Raw genomic sequence first — 17,217 nt, forward strand, 5'->3', positions numbered from 1 at the left:
GTCTCGCGCCTGCGTTCAGGCCACCATCGGGAGTTTCAGGCCGTGCTTCTTCGCGGTGGCGATCGCCAGCTCGTAGCCCGCATCGGCGTGGCGCATCACGCCCGAGCCGCAGTCGTTCACCAGCACGCGCGCCAGGCGCTCGGCGGCGGCGTCGCTGCCGTCGGCCACGATCACCATGCCGGCGTGCTGCGAGTAGCCCATGCCCACGCCGCCGCCGTGGTGCAGGCTGACCCAGCTCGCGCCACCGGCGGTGTTGAGCAGGGCGTTGAGCAAGGGCCAGTCGCTCACCGCGTCCGTGCCGTCGCGCATGCCCTCGGTCTCGCGGTTGGGACTGGCCACCGAGCCGGTGTCCAGGTGGTCGCGGCCGATCACGATCGGCGCCTTGAGTTCGCCCGTGCGCACCATCTCGTTGAACGCCAGCCCCGCGAGGTGGCGCTCGCCCAGGCCCAGCCAGCAGATGCGGGCCGGCAGGCCCTGGAAGGCGATGCGCTCGCGCGCCATGTCCAGCCAGCGGTGGGTGTGGTGGTTGTGCGGGAACAGCGCCTTGATCTTGGCGTCGGTCTTGTGGATGTCCTCCGGGTCGCCCGAGAGCGCCACCCAGCGGAACGGGCCCTTGCCCTCGCAGAACAGCGGGCGGATGTAGGCCGGCACGAAGCCGGGGAAGTCGAAGGCGTTGCCCAAGCCCTGGTCGAAGGCCACCTGGCGGATGTTGTTGCCGTAGTCCACGGTGGGGATGCCCATGGCGTGGAAGTCGAGCATGGCCTGCACGTGCACCGCGCAGCTTTTCGCGGCGGCGTCGACCAGCTGCGCGTGCTGGGCCGAATCGCGCTGCGCGGCCTTCCACTGCGCCACGCTCCAGCCTGCGGGCAGGTAGCCGTTGATCAGGTCGTGGGCCGAGGTCTGGTCGGTCACGAGGTCGGGCCGCAGGCCGCCCGCCTTGGCGCGTTTCACCAGTTCGGGCAGCACCTCGGCCGCGTTGCCCAGCAGCGCGACCGAGACGGCTTCCTTGCGCGCCGTGTGGTGTCGGATCAGCGCGAGCGCGTCGTCGATGTCGCTGGCCTGCTTGTCCACGTAGCGCGTGCGCAGGCGGAAGTCGATGCTGCTCTGCTGGCACTCGATGTTGAGCGAGCAGGCACCGGCCAGCGTGGCGGCCAGCGGCTGCGCGCCGCCCATGCCACCCAGGCCGGCGGTGAGGATCCAGCGGCCGGCCAGGTCGTTGCCGTAGTGCTGGCGGCCGGCCTCGACGAAGGTCTCGAACGTGCCCTGCACGATGCCCTGGCTGCCGATGTAGATCCACGAGCCCGCCGTCATCTGGCCGTACATGAACAGGCCCTGGCGGTCCAGTTCGTTGAAGTGTTCCCAGCTGGCCCATTTGGGCACCAGGTTGCTGTTGGCGAGCAGCACGCGCGGCACGTTGACATGGGTCTTGAACACACCCACCGGCTTGCCCGACTGCACGAGCAGGGTCTCGTCCTCTTCGAGGTCTTTCAGCGAGGCCAGGATCTGGTCGAAGCAGGCCCAGTCGCGCGCGGCGCGGCCGATGCCGCCATAGACCACCAGGTGCTGCGGGTTCTCCGCCACCTCGGGGTCCAGGTTGTTCTGGATCATCCGGTAGGCGGCTTCGGCCACCCAGTTCTTGCAATGCAAGGTGTTGCCGCGCGGGGCGCGGATCACGCGGGTGGGGTCCAGACGGGGGTCGACGGTGGTGGTCACGGGGCGGATTCCTTCAGGCGGATGGCGGCTGGTGATGGTGTACATATTCACCGAATAATCTTGAATATGTATAGACAACTTTATCTGCCGATAATCGATGCTGTCAAGACCACTTCAGCGGCTCGCGCCCTGGTAGAAACCCTATGACCCCCGCTCCCCCCGCCTTGCCCGCTGCCGAACGAACCCCTGCCTACCTGCGGGTGAAGCAGCACGTGCTGTCGCAGATCCAGGCCGGCGTCTGGCGCGAGGGCGACGCCATCCCGGCCGAAGAGGCGCTGGCGCGCGAGTTCGGCGTCTCGCGCATGACGGTGAACCGCGCCATCCGCGAGCTGAGCGACGAGCAGATCGTCGAGCGCGTGCAGGGCTCAGGCACCTACGTGGCGCAGCAGAAGTACCAGGCCACGCTGGTGGCGATCCGCAACATCGCCGACGAGATCACCGCGCGCGGCCACGCCCACCGCAGCGAGTTGCACAGGCTCGAACGCGCCAAGGCGGGCGAAGCGCTGGCGCGCCGCTTCGGGCTCAAGGCCGATCAGCCGCTGTTCCACTCGGTGGTGGTGCACTTCGAGAACGGCGAACCGATCCAGGTCGAGGACCGCTGGGTCAACCCCCGGGTCGCGCCCGACTACATGGCGCAGGACTTCAACAGCCAGACCCCCAACGCCTACCTGATGCGCGTGGCGCCCCTGCAGGGCGTGCACTTCGTGATCGAAGCCAGCGCGCCGCCACCCGAGGTGGCCGAGATGCTGCACATGGCACCCGGCGACCCCTGCCTGGTGCTGCGCCGGCAGACGCAGTCGCAAGGGCAGGTGGCCTCGGTGGCCGCGATGTGGCACCCCGCATCGCGTTACCAGTTCACCGGCAGCTTCTGAACGCCGTCGGCCTCAGACCGGTCTCACATGGCCTTGAACTGCGCCGCGTAGAGACGGCTCACCGGCCAGTTCTCGGGCCGGCCGCGCAGGCGCAGGCTGTGCTTGCCCGCTTCGTCGCGCTGCACGCTGTCGATGGCATCGGCGCGCACCACCGTGCCACGGTGCACCTGCCAGAACAAGGCCGGGTCCAGCTGCGGAATCAGTTCCTTGAGCGGCGTGCGGATCAGCACTTCGCTGTTCGCGGTGAGCACGCGCACGTACTTGTCGGCCGCCTCGAACACCAGCACCTCGCCGATGGGCACCATGCGGATGCCCTGGCCCACGCCCGCCTGGATCACCTGCAGGCGCGGTGGTGCCGACGGTGCCGGCGCATGGCCCGAGAGCAGGGCGCGCAGGCGCACGAGCGTGGCCTCGTCGAACGCCGTGGCCCCAGCGCTGGCAGGCTGCCTTTGCGCCAGCACCTGCTGCACGCGCTGCACGGTGCGCGCCAGGCGATCGGGCTGCACCGGCTTGAGCACGTAGTCCACCGCCTGCGCCTCGAAGGCCTGCACCGCGTAGGCGTCGTAGGCGGTGACGAACACCAGCGCGGGAAACGGCACGCCGTCGGGCCATTCGTCGGCCAGTTCGGCGGCGGCCTGCAGGCCGGTCTGGCCGGGCATGCGGATGTCGAGGAACAGCACATCGGGTTGCAGGCGCAGCGCGTGCGCCACGGCCGCGTCGCCATCGCCCACGGTGGCCAGCACCTCAAGGCCGGGCCAGGCCCGGGCGAGTTCGGCCTGCAGGGCCTGGGCCAGCAGCGGTTCGTCTTCGGCCAGCAGGGCGGTGGCGTTCATGGGGATGGGGTCCATGGCAGTGTGAGCAGGGCGCGCGTGCCGCCGCCGGGCTGGCCTCGCCAGTCCATGCGCGCACGGCCCGGGTAGGCCGTTTCCAGCCGCTCGCGCACCTGCGAAAGGCCGAAACCGGGTGTGGGCGACGGCTCACTGCCCACGCCCGTGTCGCTGACCACCAGCACCAAGTCGCTGCCTTCGTGGCGCGCGCTGACGCGGACCTCGCCGCCCTGCAGGCTGGGCTCCAGGCCGTGGCGGATGCAGTTCTCCACCAGCGGCTGCAGCAGCAAAGGTGGCACGGGCTGGGTGGTGAGCTCGTCGGGCAGGTCCAGCGTGTAGCGCAGGCGCGGGCCCATGCGCACCGCCATCAGCTCCAGGTAGTCGCGCAGCCGGGCGAACTCCTGATCCAGCGTGTGGCGGCCGGCGCTGGCCTCGGTGCGCGAAGCGGTCAGCGTGGCGCGCAGGAAATCGTTGAGCCGGTCGAGCATCGCCGTGGCGCGCGCCGGGTCGGTCCCGATGAGCACGCGCAGGTTGGCCAGGGTGTTGAACAGCATGTGCGGTTCGAGCTGCGATTCGAGCAGCTTCAGGCGTGCCTCGCTGGCCTGGCGCTGGGCCTCTTCCTGCGCGAGGCGCGCATGGGCCAGCATGGCCCGGCTGGTGAAGTAGTAGGCGCCAAAGCCCCCGGCGGCCAGCGACATCAGCACGAAGCCCAGCGTGGCGCGGGGCACGTTGCTCAGGCTGGCGAACAGATCGCGGCCCAGCAGCAGGTTCGCCACCACGCTGCCGCCTCCATAGGACGTCAGCACCGCGACCACCACCAGCAAGGCCATGCGCCAGGCGCCGGGCCAGCCGCTGGGGTTGAGCACGTGGCGGCCACCGTCGATCATGGCCCAGATGCCCAGGCCGATGCACTGCGAGTACACGAGGTTGACCGCGAAGGCATCGCCGTTGACCGCCGTGATGATCAGCGCGATCACGGTGTTGACCACCACGACCACCAGGGCGCGGCGGGCGGCGATGTCGGGCTTGAACTGGAACGGCGGCATGGCCGCAGTATCCCGCATGCCCGCCGCCGCCATGGGGCTCACCGGCCGTGTTCCCGCTGGAGCCGCTGGCGTTCCTGCGCCACCAGGCGCTGCTGCAGCCCGCCGCCCCCCAGCACGAGCCAGACCACCAGGCCATGGATCAGCAGGCCCAGGCCCCAGCCCAGCGCGGGGTAGATGGCCCAGTGGCGGCCGCTGGAGAAGGACAGCATGGCCAGCACGCTGTTGACCGAAAGAAAGACCAGCGCGTGCACGTACCAGCCCATGCGGGCGCCCGCGCGGCGGCGTGCCAGGCGGTCCAGATCCTGGTGTTGGGGGGTCGAGAGGTTCATGGTGCGCTCCAGTTCAAGGTGGAAGGAAAGGAAGGGTTCAGGCCAGGCCCAGCCACTGGTGCCAGACCAGGCCACCCAGGTAGCGGCTGGGCAGCAGGGTGAAGGCGCCGGCCACCAGGCAGGCGCTCACGTAAAGCCACACCATCACGCGGCGGTGGGTGTTCACGTTGCCGCGCAGCAGGGCGCGGAACGCCAGGAACAGGCTGCCGAAGACGATGGGCACCAGCAGGTGCACCGGCGTGTAGCCCGCGATGTTGGGCAGCTTGAAATCGCGGATGAAGACGGCCGAGATCGCGGTGATCAGCATCAGCGTGACCCAGGCATAACCGATGGCGCGGTGCAGGCGCGGGCGCTGGCTGTGGGCCTGGCGCGCGGCGTGCCCGCGCCGCGCCCAGAGCGCCACCGGGCCCAGCACCACGGCGGTGATGGCGGCGGTCATGTGAACGGCAATGAGGGGTGTGAGTTGCATGGTGGGCTCCATCGGAGGGGATGGAGCGCACTGTGCCGGGGGCGCCGCCCGGGTGCCAGCGGCTTGCGACCGAACCGCCGCAGCCCGGGGCGAAACGCCGCCAGCGCGGCGCGAAATGCAGGCGCGGGAACTCAGCTCGCCAGGGGCTTGGCGCTCAGCGTGAAGCTGAAGGTGGCGCCACGCCCCGGCTCGGCGCTGGCCTGCAGCTCCCCGCCATGGCGCTGCACGATGCGCAGCGCGGTGGCCAGGCCGATGCCCAGGCCGCTGAACTCGTGCGGCATGTGCAGCCGCTGGAAAGGCTGGAACAGCTTGGCCGCGCGCGCCATGTCGAAGCCCGCGCCGTTGTCGATCACGCTGAAGCGCTGCTGGCCATGCTCGTAGGCACCTTCCACACGGATCAGCGCCTCGGGTGTGTTCGCCGTGTATTTCCAGGCGTTGTGCAGCAGGTTCTGCATCAAGGCCTCCACCAGGGCCGGGTCGGCCATCACGTGCAGCCCGGGCTCGACCTGCCAGCGCACGCGGCGCTGCGGCTCGGCGCCCGCGAACTCCTCCAGCAGCCGGGTGGCGATGGCGCTGAGGTGCACCGGCTTGCGCTGCAGCTCGCCGCGCGCGAACTGCGACAGCGTGAGCAGGCCATCGATCAGCTCGCCCATCTTCTTGCTCGCCGCCGTGATGCGCTGCAGGTGCGACTGGCTGTCGCTGCTCATGCTGGGGTTGTCTTCGTGCAGCGCCTGCGCGAAGCCGTTGATGATGCGCAGCGGCGAGCGCAGGTCGTGCGCCACCGCGTACGAGTAACTTTCCAGTTCGTCGTAGGCGGCCTTCAAGGCCTCGGTGCGGCGGTGGATGCGCTGCTCCAGCGAGGCGTTGAGCTGCTGGATCTCCATCTCGGCGCGTTTGCGCTTGGTCACGTCCTGGATCACGCCAAGCGCGCCTACCGCGCGGCCCTGCGCGTTGCGCTCGAACTCGGCCTGCACCAGGAACCAGTGCTCCTCGCCACCGAACAGCAGGCGGTACTCGATGTGGTAGTCGGCCTTGCCCTGCACCGCGAGCTTCCACAGCTCGAACGCCCTTGGAAAGTCATCGGGGTGCGTCAGCGCGATCAGGTCCTGGGCGCTGAAGTCCGCCGAAGGCAGGCCGAGGATCTGGTGAGAACCCGCCAGCGTGACGAAGCGCCCGGTGCTCAGGTCGGCGCGCCAGCTGGCCAGGCCCGCCAGCCCATGGGCCTGGCGCAGCAGGTGCTCGCTGGTGCGAAGCGCGTCCTCGATGGCCTTGCGCGCGCTGATGTCCTGCACCACCGCGATCAGGTAGTCCGGCTCGCCCGAGACCTTGCGCACCAGCGAAATGGTGACGTGCGCCCAGACCACGTGGCCCTGCCGGTGGATGTAGCGCTTCTCGAAGCTGTAGTGGTTGATCTCGCCGGCCAGCGTGCGCTTGAGCTCGCGCATGTCCAGCTCCAGGTCGTCGGGGTGGGTGAAGTCGCGGAAATGCCTGGTCAGCATGTCCTCCTTCGTGTAGCCCACGATGTCGCAATAGGTCTGGTTCAGGCGGATCCAGCGGCCGTCCAGGTGGTTGTGCGCCATGCCGGTGGCGCTCTGTTCGAACGTGTCTTCCAGCTGCCGCTTGCTTTGCTGGAGCTGCTCGGTGGCCTCCTGAAAACGCTGGTTGCGGCGCTGCATCACGGTGATGGAGCCCACCACCACGATCTGCGCCAGCAGGTGCCAGAGGTTGAGCCAGAAGGCCTCCGCCGGGTGGTCGATCGCCAGGCTCCAGTACGGCTTGATCATCAGGAAGTTGATCAACACCGTGCCCAGCACCGCGCTGAGCATGCCGGGCAGGAAGCCGCCGTACAGCGCGGCCAGCGCGGTCGCGAGCGAGAGCGTGATGAAGCGCCCGCCCGATTCGGCCGGTGCCAGCGCCATGCGCAGCCAGACCGCCGCGAAGGTGAGCAGCACGGCCACCGCGCAGCGAAGCCAAAGGCTGTGTTCTTCGGGTTGCCAGTTCGCCGCGCGCTGCCAGCCTTGCTGCAGCCGATGGGTGGAGGACGGTGGGGTCGTCATGGGCGCGCGGTGAAAAAGTGGCCCAGCTTACACCGGCTCGCCTCAAACGGTGCGCTCGCGGGCCCGGCGCGCGGGGGTCAACGCCCCCAGCATGTCGTCGATGGCGGCGGCCGTCTCCTGCGGCTTTTCCATCGGGAACAGGTGGCTGCCCTCCAGGATGCGAAGCCGCTCGGGGTGCGCCTTGCCCACCAGGCGCAGCGTCATCGCCATGCCCACCTGCTTCATCTCCTGCGAATCGGTGCCGCCGATGAAGCCCACCGGGCATTGCAGCGGGTGGCGGCGCAGCAGGCGGTCCAGGTTGTGGGGCAGGGTGTTGTAGATCGCGGTCTCCACCTCGCGGTCGAAGGCCAGCACCCGCTGCGGCTTGCCCTGCGCATCGGCGGCGTCGCGCGTGCCATGTTGAATGTAGTCGTGCAGCACATGGGGGTCCCATCGGGCGAACGCCTTCTTGCTGCTGAAGTGGGCGAGGGCGGTCTGCGCATCGGGCCAGCTGTGGCGCCGGCGCCGGCTCACCTTGCCCGGCGAGACAGAGCCCACCAGCTGCGTGCGCTTGATCAGCTCGAGCGTGCGCGCGCGCCAGCCGCCGAGCACCGGCGAGTCGATCAGCACCACACCACGCACCGCATGGCCGCCGAGCTTGGGGTGGCGTGCCGCGCACATCAGGCTGAGAAAACCGCCCAGCGAATGGCCCACCAGCCAGGCGCCCTGGCCGTGGCGTTCCACCTCAGGGGCGGCGAAATCCGCCAGCTGCTGCACCAGATGGGGCCAGTTGCTGGTCACCGGGTACTGCGGCTCGTGGCCGAAGCGGTCCACCGCGCGCACCGTGTGGCCGCGGGCGCGCAGCGACTTGAAGAGCACCCCGTAGGTGCTGGCGGGGAAACTGTTGGCGTGGGAAAAGACGATCAGCGACATGCCTCAGATCAGCTTTTCCCGGGCATTGGTGATCTTCTTGAGCGGCGCGTTGCGCGGGTTGTTGCTCAGCAGCGGCACGTCGGTGTGCGCGTCGTCCCAGGTCGGGTCCTCGATCTCGTCGAACACCTCGCGCAGCTTCTGGCCCCAGGTCTTGTGCAGCATGCGGAAGTAGGGGTTGTCGTTGTCGATGCAGGTGATCTTGTCGGACTGCAGCATGTTGGCCTCGTACACCGCCAGGTCCAGCGGCAGGCCCACCGACAGGTTGGACTTCAGCGTGGAGTCCATCGACACCAGCACGCACTTGGCCGCCTCGTCCAGCGGCGTCTCGGGGCCGATCACGCGGTCCAGCACCGGCTTGCCGTACTTCGACTCGCCGATCTGGAAGAACGGGGTCTCCGACGTGGCCTCGATGAAGTTGCCGGCCGAATACACCTGGAACAGGCGCATGCCCTCGCCACGCACCTGGCCGCCGAAGATCATGGAAGCATTGAAATCCACACCCGCGCGCTGCAGCGCGTCGCCGTCGCGCTCGTACACATGGCGCACCGCCGAGCCCAGCACGCGCGCGGCATCGAACATGCTCTTGGCGTTCCAGATCGTGATGGGTTCGCCCCCATCGGGGTCGGTGAGCTGCTCCACCTGCAGGATCTCGCGCACCGACTGCGAAATGCTCAGGTTGCCCGCCGACAGCAGGCACATGAAGCGGTCGCCCGGCTTTTCATAGACGATCATCTTGCGGAAGGTGCTGATCTGGTCCAGGCCCGCGTTGGTGCGCGAGTCGGAGAGGAAGACCATGCCCGCGTTGAGTTTGACGGCGACGCAGTAAGTCATGATGAGGCAGCGAGTTTCTTGAGGGCGTAAAGCTGTTCCAGCGCTTCGCGCGGGCTCAGGGTGTCGGGGTCGATCTGCGCCACGGCCGCCTGCAGCGGGTGCGCTTCAGGCTCCAGTGTGGCAGGTGGGGGCGCGAACAGGTCCACCTGGCTGCGGCTTTCTTCGCTCTGGGCCTCCAGAGCGGCCAGGGCGTGGCGCGCATGCTGCACCACCCCGGCCGGCACGCCGGCCAGGCGCGCCACCTGGATGCCGTAGCTGCGGCTGGCCGGGCCGGGCTCGATCTGGTGCAGGAACACGATGCCGCCACCGCCCTTGCCGCCCGACTCCACCGCGCTCACGTGCACGTTCACCGCCGCGTGGTGGCTGGCCGGGAACTCGGTCAGCTCGAAATAGTGCGTGGCAAACAGCGTGTAGGCGCGCGACTTGTCGTGCAGGTGCGTGGCGATGCCGCCGGCCAGCGCCAGGCCGTCGAAGGTGGAGGTGCCCCGGCCGATCTCGTCCATCAGCACCAGGCTCTCGGGCGTGGCGGCGTTCAGGATCTGCGCCGCCTCGGTCATCTCCACCATGAAGGTCGACTGCGCGTTGGCCAGGTCGTCGGCCGCGCCGATGCGGGTGTGGATCGCGTCGATCGGGCCCAGCCGGCACGAGGTGGCCGGCACATGGCTGCCCATGCTGGCCAGCAGCACGATCACCGCCACCTGCCGCATGTAGGTGCTCTTGCCGCCCATGTTGGGGCCGGTGATCACCTGCATGCGCTGCTTGGGGCCCATCACCGTGTCGTTGGCGATGAAACTGCCGCCCGAGCTTTCGTTCAGGCGCGCCTCCACCACCGGGTGGCGCCCGCCGCGGATGTCGATGCAGGGCTCGGGCACGAACTGCGGCGCGCACCAGTTCAGCGTCAGCGCGCGCTCGGTCAGCGCGCACAGCGCGTCCAGCGCGGCCATGGCGCGCGCCAGCTGCGTGAGCGCGGGAATGTAGGCCTGCAGCTCGTCCAGCAGGTGGTCGTACAGCCACTTCTCGCGCGCCAGCGCGCGGTCCTGCGCCGACAAGGCCTTGTCCTCGAAGGCCTTGAGCTCGGGCGTGATGAAGCGCTCGGCGTTCTTCAGCGTCTGGCGGCGGCGGTAGTCGTCCGGCACCTTGGAGGCCTGGCCCTGCGTGACCTCGATGTAGAAGCCGTGCACCTTGTTGAACTGCACCCGCAGGTTGGCGATGCCGGTGCGCGCGCGCTCGCGCTGCTCCAGCTCGATCAGGAAGGCGTCGCTGTGGTTCTGGATGCCGCGCAGCTCGTCCAGCTCGGCATCGAAACCGTCGGCGATCACCCCGCCGTCGCGCACCAGCGCGGCCGGCTCGGGCAGCAGGGCGTCGCGCAGCAGCTCGGCGCAGCCCTCGGGTGGCGTGAGGTGCGCGGCAATGCCATGCAGCAGACCGCCAGCGGCCTGCGGGCCCAACTGGGCCCCCAGCTGGCGCGCACGCTCCAGCGTCTGGCCCAGGCCCACCAGCTCGCGCGGCTTGACCTGGCGCAGCGCCGTGCGCGCGGTGATGCGCTCCACGTCGCTCGCGCCCTTGAGCGATTGCCGCAGCGACTGCCACAGGCCACCGCGCAGCGTGTCGATGGCGGCCAGCCGCGCGCGCGCTTCCGCGCGGTCGCGCCGGGGCTCCAGCAGCCAGCTGCGCAGCGCGCGGCTGCCCATGCCGGTGCAGCACACGTCCAGCAGCGAAAACAGCGTGGGGCTGGTCTCGCCGCGCAGCGTCTGCGTCAGTTCCAGGTTGCGCCGCGTGTTCAGCGGCAGGTCGATCCGCTCGCCGCTGCGCGCCACCTGCAGGCTGCTCACGTGCGTGAGCGCGCGGCCCTGTGTGTGCTCGGCGTAGTTCAGCAGCGCGGCGGCGGCGGCGTGCGCGTCCGGCATGTCCTGCGCGTCCCACGCGGCCAGGCTCGCGGCCTGCAACTGCTCCAGCAGCTTGCGCTGGCCCAGCGCGGCGTCGAACGCCCAGGCCGGGCGCAACACCGCCACCAGCCGCCCGCCGTTGCTGCCGCTCTGGCTGGCCAGCGCCTGCACCGACTTCTCGAACGCGGGCGTGGCGTCTGCGCTGTACAGCACCTCGCCGGGCGACACGCGCGCCACCCAGTCGGCCAGCTCATCGCTCGCGCACTGCGCGAGGAACACGATGCCCTGCGTGACCGACATCCACGCCAGCCCGCAACCCGTGCGCGCGCCCGGGTGCACCGCCATCAGCAGCGCTTCGGACTTGTCCGACAGCAGCTCGCTGTCCGTCAGCGTGCCCGGCGTGACCACGCGCACCACCTTGCGCTCCACCGGCCCCTTGGCCGTGGCCACGTCGCCCACCTGCTCGCAGATCGCCACCGACTCGCCCAGCTTGATCAGGCGCGCCAGGTAGGTGTCCACCGAGTGGAACGGCACGCCGGCCATGATCACCGGCTGGCCGGCCGACTGGCCGCGCTGCGTGAGCGTGATGTCCAGCAGGCGCGCGGCCTTCTCCGCGTCCGCGAAGAACAGCTCGTAGAAATCGCCCATGCGGTAGAACAGCAGCGTGTTCGGATGCCCGGCCTTCAGGCCGAGGTACTGCTGCATCATGGGCGTGTGCTGCGACAGGTCCGGCTGGGCGGAAGGGCTGTCGGAAAAATCCTTTTTCATCGATGAGGTCGTGAATGTCTGGCCAGGGGTTCACCGCGCTGTGCCGTGGCACGGGCTGCGTCGGTGGCAGCAGGCGAAGGACGGTGGGCGGCGCGGGTGGGTCTGTGGAGGGCGGCTTCGATGCCCGAGCTGTATCTTATGTCTTACGACAGGGGCGTCGGCGGTACTGCCCGTTTTTTGGGCAACACAGCGGCAGGCCCCGCAAGCACTCGCTGTGGCAAGGTTGCTCCAGCGACATCCACAAAGTTATGCACAGAAAGAAGGGACAAGTCGGGTACGGCCGCCTTTCGACAGGCGCCGACGGTGCTACGCGGCCACCACGCTCGCGTGTGCGGCGACGATCCGCCAGCGCGCGCCCAGAAGCGCCCACACGCGGGTGTATCTGAACGTGCCTTCGAAAGAATCGTTGCCGTAGCGTCCAGCCAGCTGCACCCGCACCGCGACCACGGCCACATTGCCGAGCAGCCGGACGCTGCGGTCCGACGCATCGAGCGATTCCAGCTTCAACAGGCCCGACCTGTGAACCTCAAGGTCTTCCTGCTTCGTCACCACCATGCCTTGGTGGTTCGTGAACAGCAGGTCGTCTGCCAGCAGTTCGTCCAGAACCGGGACATCGGAGGTGCGCATGGCACGCACCAGCCGTTCTTCGAGTTCAACAATGGCGTCGAGATTTGCATCATTCATGACCCCATATTAATGGGGCCTGGCCACGCCATGGGTTCGAGGGGTGCAATCCCTCAGGATGGCACCCCTCTGGTCAAGCTGCAGCCAGCTCGGCCACAGCGGGCGGCGCCACCTGGTAGCCATCGAACTGCATCGTGTACTGCGCACGGCCCGATGACAGCGCGCGCAGCGCACTGATGTAGCCGAACATCTCCTTCAGCGGCACCAGCGCGTCGACCACCGTGGCCGTGCCGCGCACCTCATGCCCTCGCACCTGGCCACGGCGGCGGTGCAGATCGCCGATCACGTCGCCGAGGTATTCGGTGGGCGCGATCACCTCCACGGCCATCACCGGCTCCAGCAGATGCGGCCTGGCCTTGGCAAAGGCATCGCGCAGCGCATGGCTTGCCGCCAGCTCGAAGACCATGGCCGAGGAATCGCGCTCATGGAAAGCCCCATCGAGCAGCACGGCGCGGAAGTCCACGGCCGGGTAGCCCGAAGCCGGACCGGCTTCGGCCGCGCGCCGGATACCCGCTTCCACCGCGGGAATGAACTCGCGGGGAATGGCGCCGCCGACGATGCGGCTTTCGAACTGCACGCCCGCACCTCGCTCCAGAGGCTCCAGGCGCAGCGTGAGCTGCGCGAACTGGCCCGGGCCGCCGGTCTGCTTCTTGTGCACGTGCGTCAGCTCCGCGGCCGTGGCAATGGTCTCGCGGTAGGCCACCTGCGGACGGCCCACCACCACGCCCACGCCAAAACGGTCGTGCAGTTTGTGCACGGCGACCTCCAGCTGAAGCTCACCCATGCCCGACAGAATGGTCTGCCCCGATTCCTCGTCCTGGCGCACGCGCAGGCTCGGGTCCTCGCGCAGCATGCTCTGCAGCGCCTTGGACAGGCCCTGCTGGTCGGCCTTGGTGCGCGGCTCCAGCGCCATGTGGATCACCGGCTCCGGCACGGCGATGGACTCCAGCTGCACCGGGTGCCTGGGATCGCTCAGGGTCTGGCCGGTGAGCGTGTCCTTGAACCCGACCACCGCGGCGATCTCGCCCGCCACGAGTTCATCGCGCTCGATGCGCTTGTCGGCATGCACCTCGTAGAGGCGGGCCGCGCGCTCCATGCGTCCGGTGCTGGTGTTGAGCACCGAATCGCCACGCCGCAACCTGCCCGCATACAGGCGCACGAAGACCATGCTGCCGTGCTCGTCGCTCACCACCTTGAAGGCCAGGGCGGCCAGCGGCGCGCTGTCCAGGCCCGTGGCCGTGCCTTCGCGCTCGCCAGGTGCGGGCAGCCAGTCGACCACCGCATCCAGCAGCGGCTCGACACCGCGATTGCGGAAGGCCGAACCCGCCAGCACCGGCACAAAGGCGCGCTGGCGCACGCCCGCACGGATGCAGCGTTGCAGCAGCTCCACCGAGGGCTCTTCGCCCCGCAGCCAGGCCTCCAGCGCCTCGTCGTCCTGCTCGACCACGGCTTCCAGCAGGCGCGCGCGGGCCGCCTGGGCCTGGGCCAGAAGGTCAGAGGGAATGGCGGCTTCCTGCACCGGCTGCGATGCGTCGTCGCGCTCCCACAGCAGGGCACGCATGCGCACCAGGTCCACGACGCCGCGGAACTCGCCCTCGGCGCCGATGGGCAGGTGCACCGGCACGGCCTGCACACCCAGGCGCTCGCGCATCGACGCGATCACGCGTTCGAAGTTCGCACCCGTGCGGTCGAGCTTGTTGACGAAGGCAATGCGCGGCACCTCGTGCCGGTCCGCCAGGCGCCAGTTGGTTTCGGTCTGCGGCTCCACGCCGGCCACACCGTCGAGCACCACCACGGCGCCGTCGAGCACGCGCAACGCGCGGCCCACCTCGATGTTGAAGTCGATGTGGCCGGGGGTGTCGATCAGGTTGATCTGCACCCCACGCCAATGCACGGTGGTGGCGGCGCTGTTGATGGTGATGCCGCGTCGGCGCTCCTCGGGGTCGAAGTCCATGTGGGCAGCGCCGTCGTGCACTTCGCCCATGCGGTGGCTCTCGCCCGTGTAGTAGAGGATGCGTTCGCTGGTTGTGGTCTTGCCCGCGTCCACATGGGCAATGATGCCGATGTTGCGGATGCCGTTGTTGTTGTTGATGCGGTTCATGGTGAATCTTTCCGGACCCCTCGAGGGTCCACATGTCAGGACGATCAAGCCGCCCCGGCATGGATTCACCAGGGCTGGCTCAGGACGGAATGGCTCGGCCGGACCACGGGCGCACGCGCACGCATCCCACGTTCCGGCGGGCGGAAATCGTGGCGATCAGCTTGTCGTAGGTGCGCGTGAACATGTTGGAACCTGAAAAAACAAAAACCCCGGAAGACCATGCCTGCCGGGGTTGTGGGGCCGGAAGGTCATCTCCTTCCGATTGCCATCGAAAGGACGCAGCTAGGCAGCGAACACAGGTTGGACGGCGTTGAAATTGAACATTCGCGTATTTTCCTGGAATGGGAGTGCCCTGAGTGTCAGTAGGGCTGGAACTTGCGCGTTGCCGAATCAAGCCAGCGGCAGCACATGCCCCGTGCCCAGCAAGGTGCGGCCCGACAGCAGCGCGAACTTGGTGCCGTTCTGGAGCTGGGCCAGCGCCAGCTCCGGGCGCAGGAACTGCACCTCCAGCGTGCAAGGCACCTCGGGCACCGGCTCCCCATCGGTGGGCACGGCCAGGCGCGTGGTGAACCCCTCTGAGCCCACCACCAGCGCCCCGTCGAAATACCCCGCACGGATCGGCCGGCTGAGCCTCGGCGTGTCCGCTGCGAGCAAGGTGAGCTCGATCCGCGCATCTGGCTTGAACACCGTGCCCGCCGCGAAACCCTGCGGCAGGTGCTTCGGCGCCTTCGCGCGCTGGATCAGCCAGCCAATGATGTTGCCGATGATCGGCAGCCACAGCACCATCAGCACCGAACCCAGGTCGCGCGCCAGCGAAGGCTGCGGCGCGAGCCAGCGCACCAGGCCGCCGATGAGCGCGAGCACCAGCATCATCACCGTGATGATCTGGCGGCGCTTGGAAATGGAGGACGATGAGGAAGAAGGGGGAGAAGAGGGTTGGGTCATGGTTGTGCAGGATACGGCTTGCCCAGCTTCCAGCGCGATTGCCAGTGCGCCATGTACTGGCTGGACACCTCGGGCAGGCCGCGGATCACCACCACGTTCTCGGAATTCAGCGTCTCGGCCGACGGCGCGAAATTGAACGAGCCCGTCTGCACCGTGTGGCCGTCCACGATGATGGTCTTGTCGTGGTGAATGTGGAAATGGTCGTTCGTCCGCAGCTCCACGCCGTGGCGGGTCACGAAGTCCATCGCCTTCCTGCTCGTCTTGCCCCGGTTGCGCTTCTTGTCCACCACCACGCGCACCTCCACGCCCCGGTTCTTCGCGTCCACCAGCGCCTGCATGATGTCTGGCGCCTGGAACGCATAGGCCAACACGTGGATGCTCTGCTGCGCGCTGGCAATCGTTTCCAGCACCAGCTGGCGCGCCGAGCCCTCCGGCGAAAAGCCCACCTGCACGCTCGGCGCCGCGTGCGAAAGCACGGAAGCGCCCAGCAGCCACGCCGCCAGCGCGATGGATCGAAGAACAGTCGTCATGCCCATGCCCCCCAGCTGCGCCGGCACGAGGCGCGCGCCCGATGTGGGCCGCTGCGCAGGGCTGGCAGCCCACATCGTAGCCAGCGGGGCTTGGCTCGGCGCGCTTGGCCCGTTCAGTCCCTGCGAAGGGAGAACGTCGCGTTGTCGAACTCGCCGCAGTCGGCGGCGGCGTCCAGCAGGCGGGCCGCGAGTTCGCGCGCCTGCTCGGCGCTGAGGGTCCATTCCGTTTCCAGGGGCGCCTTGCTGGCCTGCAGCACCACGTCATAAGGGGCGTCTTCCTCCTTCGCGCGGCGCGTGGACACGTTCAGCTCCGCCGACGTGCAGTGGTGCAGCGAAAACCACATGCGCTGCGTCGACACCGGTTTCGGGAAGAAGGGCATGTGCTCCGGATCGGGCGTGTACGTGGGCACTGCTGCCTGAGGGGAAGGTTTGCGGCCAAAGAGTTTCATGAGGTCACCTTTTCGTTGTCGTTCAAGCCCAGCTCGCGCAGCACCGCGAGGCGGCACACGCTGGCCATGGAGCGCTGTTCGCGCTCGGCCCGCTTTTTCACATGCTCCAGCTCAAACGGAGTGAGCCGCAGCGCGATGGGACGGGAGCTGTTTACGCCGTTGGGGACGCGTTTGCGAGACGAAGAGACGAATGTGGACATGGTCAAAGTTGCTCCTTTCCCTGGGCTAGCATTGAGTAACGGAAAAATACACAACAGGTACTTTTTGAGTACATGTCCATTCCATCATATCCCAGCTGTAGCAAAAATGAGTAACTTTGTGGAGCGATTTTTGGAGGAGAGGCGTCGGCTCAAGCTCAACCAACAGGAGCTCGCCGACGCCGTTGGAATCTCGAAGCGCTCGATCGGAAACTACGAACGAGGGGAACGCAACCCGGATGCTGAAGTGCTCGTCAAGTTGGGGGAGGTGGGTGTGAACGTCTGCTACCTGCTGACGGGCAAGCGCATCTCGACCAGGCTGGGCCTGGAGCCGATGCAAAGAGCCGTGCTCGATGACTTCGACCGCTGTACGGACGAGATGAAGATCGAAGCGGTGAGGTATATGGCGCTATTGGCTGAGGGCGCGATGCCGTCTGCGCCTTCCAAACAGGTTCACAAGTCCCGGACGAAGGGCGCCGAAGCCAAGGGCAATAAAAGTAATTGAGTCGTAGATCCAAAAGAGCAGAAAGGCCCCTCGGGGCCTTTTTTCTTTTCGACCTCACATGAGGCTGAGGAGTAGAAGTCCGCTCCAGACTGAGGC

At 68.2% G+C, this 17,217-nt stretch carries 17 protein-coding genes; 2 read left to right on the forward strand and 15 right to left on the reverse strand.

Annotation, left to right across the window (positions count from 1 at the left end):
- Positions 1-15 precede the first annotated feature (15 nt).
- Positions 16-1,713 (reverse strand): urocanate hydratase, encoded by a 1,698-nt coding sequence (gene hutU / locus ACODTB_RS00375; RefSeq protein WP_291115747.1) that lies wholly within the window; start codon positions 1,711-1,713, stop codon positions 16-18.
- Positions 1,714-1,856: 143 nt separating this feature from the next.
- Between hutU and hutC the strand changes: the two genes are divergently transcribed.
- Positions 1,857-2,585 (forward strand): histidine utilization transcriptional repressor HutC, encoded by a 729-nt coding sequence (gene hutC / locus ACODTB_RS00380; RefSeq protein WP_291115750.1) that lies wholly within the window; start codon positions 1,857-1,859, stop codon positions 2,583-2,585.
- Between the two features lie 23 nt (positions 2,586-2,608).
- Here the strand turns inward: hutC and ACODTB_RS00385 are convergent, their stop codons facing one another.
- From ACODTB_RS00385 to ACODTB_RS00450, 14 genes are all read right to left on the reverse strand, one after another.
- Positions 2,609-3,418, reverse strand: a complete 810-nt coding sequence (locus tag ACODTB_RS00385; protein WP_291115933.1) for a LytR/AlgR family response regulator transcription factor — start codon at positions 3,416-3,418, stop codon at positions 2,609-2,611.
- Positions 3,415-4,458 (reverse strand): sensor histidine kinase, encoded by a 1,044-nt coding sequence (locus tag ACODTB_RS00390; protein ID WP_291115753.1) that lies wholly within the window; start codon positions 4,456-4,458, stop codon positions 3,415-3,417. Before ACODTB_RS00390 ends, ACODTB_RS00385 begins: the two co-directional genes overlap by 4 nt.
- Before the next feature lie 38 nt (positions 4,459-4,496).
- Positions 4,497-4,787, reverse strand: coding sequence for a 2TM domain-containing protein (locus ACODTB_RS00395; protein ID WP_291115756.1), 291 nt, complete (start codon positions 4,785-4,787; stop codon positions 4,497-4,499).
- A gap of 37 nt (positions 4,788-4,824) precedes the next feature.
- Positions 4,825-5,256 (reverse strand): DUF2306 domain-containing protein, encoded by a 432-nt coding sequence (locus ACODTB_RS00400; protein WP_291115759.1) that lies wholly within the window; start codon positions 5,254-5,256, stop codon positions 4,825-4,827.
- Between the two features lie 131 nt (positions 5,257-5,387).
- Positions 5,388-7,313 (reverse strand): PAS domain S-box protein, encoded by a 1,926-nt coding sequence (locus tag ACODTB_RS00405; RefSeq protein WP_291115762.1) that lies wholly within the window; start codon positions 7,311-7,313, stop codon positions 5,388-5,390.
- A gap of 42 nt (positions 7,314-7,355) precedes the next feature.
- Entirely contained in the window at positions 7,356-8,225 is an 870-nt protein-coding gene (locus ACODTB_RS00410; RefSeq protein WP_291115765.1) for an alpha/beta fold hydrolase, read from the reverse strand.
- Between the two features lie 3 nt (positions 8,226-8,228).
- Positions 8,229-9,056 carry a proteasome-type protease gene (locus ACODTB_RS00415; RefSeq protein ID WP_291115769.1) on the reverse strand — a complete coding sequence of 276 codons (828 nt, stop codon included), beginning with the start codon at positions 9,054-9,056 and terminating at the stop codon, positions 8,229-8,231.
- Complete coding sequence (gene mutS, locus ACODTB_RS00420) at positions 9,053-11,710, reverse strand: DNA mismatch repair protein MutS (protein ID WP_291115772.1); 2,658 nt, start codon at positions 11,708-11,710, stop codon at positions 9,053-9,055. Before mutS ends, ACODTB_RS00415 begins: the two co-directional genes overlap by 4 nt.
- Before the next feature lie 306 nt (positions 11,711-12,016).
- Positions 12,017-12,394 carry a nuclear transport factor 2 family protein gene (locus ACODTB_RS00425; RefSeq protein WP_291115775.1) on the reverse strand — a complete coding sequence of 126 codons (378 nt, stop codon included), beginning with the start codon at positions 12,392-12,394 and terminating at the stop codon, positions 12,017-12,019.
- A gap of 73 nt (positions 12,395-12,467) precedes the next feature.
- Positions 12,468-14,495, reverse strand: coding sequence for an elongation factor G (gene fusA, locus ACODTB_RS00430; protein WP_291115778.1), 2,028 nt, complete (start codon positions 14,493-14,495; stop codon positions 12,468-12,470).
- Positions 14,496-14,885: 390 nt separating this feature from the next.
- Entirely contained in the window at positions 14,886-15,440 is a 555-nt protein-coding gene (locus ACODTB_RS00435; RefSeq protein ID WP_291115781.1) for a hypothetical protein, read from the reverse strand.
- Positions 15,437-15,970, reverse strand: a complete 534-nt coding sequence (locus ACODTB_RS00440) for a phospholipase D family nuclease (protein WP_488929036.1) — start codon at positions 15,968-15,970, stop codon at positions 15,437-15,439. Before ACODTB_RS00440 ends, ACODTB_RS00435 begins: the two co-directional genes overlap by 4 nt.
- Before the next feature lie 113 nt (positions 15,971-16,083).
- Positions 16,084-16,419 carry a hypothetical protein gene (locus ACODTB_RS00445; protein WP_488929037.1) on the reverse strand — a complete coding sequence of 112 codons (336 nt, stop codon included), beginning with the start codon at positions 16,417-16,419 and terminating at the stop codon, positions 16,084-16,086.
- On the reverse strand, positions 16,416-16,619 hold the full coding sequence (locus tag ACODTB_RS00450) for a hypothetical protein (protein ID WP_444687010.1): 204 nt from the start codon (positions 16,617-16,619) through the stop codon (positions 16,416-16,418). Before ACODTB_RS00450 ends, ACODTB_RS00445 begins: the two co-directional genes overlap by 4 nt.
- Positions 16,620-16,725: 106 nt before the next feature.
- Here ACODTB_RS00450 and ACODTB_RS00455 point away from each other — a divergent pair, with 106 nt between their 5' ends.
- A complete protein-coding gene (locus ACODTB_RS00455; protein ID WP_382320886.1) occupies positions 16,726-17,121 on the forward strand; it encodes a helix-turn-helix domain-containing protein in 396 nt (131 codons plus the stop codon).
- Positions 17,122-17,217: the final 96 nt, after the last annotated feature.

This window comes from Hydrogenophaga sp. FG152 (assembly GCF_057809615.1).

Excerpts from the sequence above, each read along its gene's own strand:
- hutC (WP_291115750.1), top strand. The coding sequence starts at position 1,857 with ATGACCCCCGCTCCCCCCGCCTTGCCCGCTGCCGAACGAACCCCTGCC.
- ACODTB_RS00385 (WP_291115933.1), bottom strand. The coding sequence starts at position 3,418 with ATGAACGCCACCGCCCTGCTGGCCGAAGACGAACCGCTGCTGGCCCAG.
- ACODTB_RS00390 (WP_291115753.1), bottom strand. The coding sequence starts at position 4,458 with ATGCCGCCGTTCCAGTTCAAGCCCGACATCGCCGCCCGCCGCGCCCTG.
- ACODTB_RS00395 (WP_291115756.1), bottom strand. The coding sequence starts at position 4,787 with ATGAACCTCTCGACCCCCCAACACCAGGATCTGGACCGCCTGGCACGC.
- ACODTB_RS00400 (WP_291115759.1), bottom strand. The coding sequence starts at position 5,256 with ATGCAACTCACACCCCTCATTGCCGTTCACATGACCGCCGCCATCACC.
- ACODTB_RS00405 (WP_291115762.1), bottom strand. The coding sequence starts at position 7,313 with ATGACGACCCCACCGTCCTCCACCCATCGGCTGCAGCAAGGCTGGCAG.
- ACODTB_RS00410 (WP_291115765.1), bottom strand. The coding sequence starts at position 8,225 with ATGTCGCTGATCGTCTTTTCCCACGCCAACAGTTTCCCCGCCAGCACC.
- ACODTB_RS00415 (WP_291115769.1), bottom strand. The coding sequence starts at position 9,056 with ATGACTTACTGCGTCGCCGTCAAACTCAACGCGGGCATGGTCTTCCTC.
- mutS (WP_291115772.1), bottom strand. The coding sequence starts at position 11,710 with ATGAAAAAGGATTTTTCCGACAGCCCTTCCGCCCAGCCGGACCTGTCG.
- ACODTB_RS00425 (WP_291115775.1), bottom strand. The coding sequence starts at position 12,394 with ATGAATGATGCAAATCTCGACGCCATTGTTGAACTCGAAGAACGGCTG.
- fusA (WP_291115778.1), bottom strand. The coding sequence starts at position 14,495 with ATGAACCGCATCAACAACAACAACGGCATCCGCAACATCGGCATCATT.
- ACODTB_RS00435 (WP_291115781.1), bottom strand. The coding sequence starts at position 15,440 with ATGACCCAACCCTCTTCTCCCCCTTCTTCCTCATCGTCCTCCATTTCC.
- ACODTB_RS00440 (WP_488929036.1), bottom strand. The coding sequence starts at position 15,970 with ATGACGACTGTTCTTCGATCCATCGCGCTGGCGGCGTGGCTGCTGGGC.
- ACODTB_RS00445 (WP_488929037.1), bottom strand. The coding sequence starts at position 16,419 with ATGAAACTCTTTGGCCGCAAACCTTCCCCTCAGGCAGCAGTGCCCACG.
- ACODTB_RS00450 (WP_444687010.1), bottom strand. The coding sequence starts at position 16,619 with ATGTCCACATTCGTCTCTTCGTCTCGCAAACGCGTCCCCAACGGCGTA.
- ACODTB_RS00455 (WP_382320886.1), top strand. The coding sequence starts at position 16,726 with ATGAGTAACTTTGTGGAGCGATTTTTGGAGGAGAGGCGTCGGCTCAAG.